The organism is Bartonella rattimassiliensis 15908 (genome assembly GCF_000278215.1).
GTDB lineage: Bacteria > Pseudomonadota > Alphaproteobacteria > Rhizobiales > Rhizobiaceae > Bartonella > Bartonella rattimassiliensis.
In genome coordinates, this window is sequence record NZ_JH725066.1 from 287,844 (window position 1) to 289,440 (window position 1,597).

2 protein-coding genes are annotated in these 1,597 nt (G+C 37.6%); both read right to left on the reverse strand.

Going from position 1 to position 1,597, the window contains the following annotated elements:
* Positions 1–156 precede the first annotated feature (156 nt).
* Complete coding sequence (locus MCY_RS05870) at positions 157–663, reverse strand: hypothetical protein (RefSeq protein WP_007347460.1); 507 nt, start codon at positions 661–663, stop codon at positions 157–159.
* 374 nt (positions 664–1,037) lie between these two features.
* On the reverse strand, positions 1,038–1,349 hold the full coding sequence (locus MCY_RS05875; RefSeq protein WP_007347461.1) for a hypothetical protein: 312 nt from the start codon (positions 1,347–1,349) through the stop codon (positions 1,038–1,040).
* Positions 1,350–1,597 lie beyond the last annotated feature (248 nt).

The following is a 1,597-nucleotide window of genomic DNA, read 5'->3' on the forward strand; positions in this document are numbered from 1 at the left end:
CTTTACCATAGAGATGGCCTTTAACTTCTGTAGTTTCATTCGTAATTTCATATTTTTTGGATACATTTTTACTGGTCATAGGTAGCTCCCTAATCAATATTTGAATAAATTTTAATAGATATTTAAAGAAGGCGCCCCCGCGCGCCATAGCGTTATTTAAGCTGTTTTCCTATGAGGACGACACATAACAAAGCAAATTTCACCAGCAGGAGAAAGGCGTTCTGTATAAACATTATTCATTGTGTCACCACAAATATTCTTAGTAACAATAGCCATGCCACATGCATTGGCATTTTCATAAACATGCACTTTACTTACAATTTTTGCACTATCGAAAACATGGGCATTATCATACACATGGGCATTGGCAAAAACCTTTGCTGAATCGTAGACGCGAGCATTACCATATACAAAACCACCAACACCTGCATTGCCATAAACCTGCGCATTTTCGTAAACACGACCAGGGCTCACAACAATGGCCTGATCACCAACCCAGCAATTACCATCATGGGAAAGATTTTCCTCAGATTCAATATAGCCACCAAGTTGACCAGCTTTAACATCACCAAAATCTCTTAACGCCTTAATGCGATAAAGTTTTTTACCCTCACGAAGAATTGTTTGATTGGTGAATTGATATTTTTTTACAGTAGCTTTCATGCTAATTTCTTTCTTATCGTAATTAGGTTCTTATTGACGCCCCTAAAAGGGCGCCGGGTGCTAAGAAACACGGCGATAAGTCCGTCGTCACACTTTTCTCATAAAGAGTATTGTATGGTGCGACCACACCCAGCATAATCATTATACGCTCTTAAAGCATAAAAGAAAGCCAGTATTTTAAGAATGGGAGAAGTTGTTTCGTAACTTATCCGCTTATCGTTAAGTGTTTCTTAGGCACTTGCCAACCCTTCTAAACGACATTTCCTTTAATGTCAATACGTATTTTTTATTTTTTTCACTTTTTTTCATTTTGATGCTTACTCAATTGAATCTAAAGTTAAAAAGCAGGCGCCCCCGCCGCGCCGGCGCGTTATTTAAGCAGCCTTGTTAATGCTATGCACATTATCCAAAACAGGATTATAAGCTTTCAAAAGATGCGATATCGTTTGAGTTGTTTCGGATTGACCAAATTCTGTAATGATTGCTAAGATTTTTGTAAAATTTGGAATTTCGTTTTGTAATTTAAAAAACAAGACGTTCTCAAGAGCAGCCATAAGCTCTACTAAAGAAACGTGATATTCATTTTCAGTATCAAAATCAATATCATCGCTATTTGCTTCTTTACACACTGCCATCCACAAATCACATAAGAAATCAGTGGTTATTTTTATTTCGTTTTTTTCCATTTTAATGCTTTCTTAACAAATAAGTTTTTAATTAACAGCCCATAAGGGCGCCGGGTGCTAAAAACACGGTGTTAAGTCCGCCGCTATGCTTTTCCCTCGCGAAGGGTATTGTATGGCATAGCTACACCCGACATAAATCATCATACGCTATTCAAAGCATAAAAGACAGCCAGTATTTTAAGAAATGGGAGAAACCTTTTCGTGGCTTACCCGCTCAACACAAGTGTTTTTAGCACTTGCCGATCTTT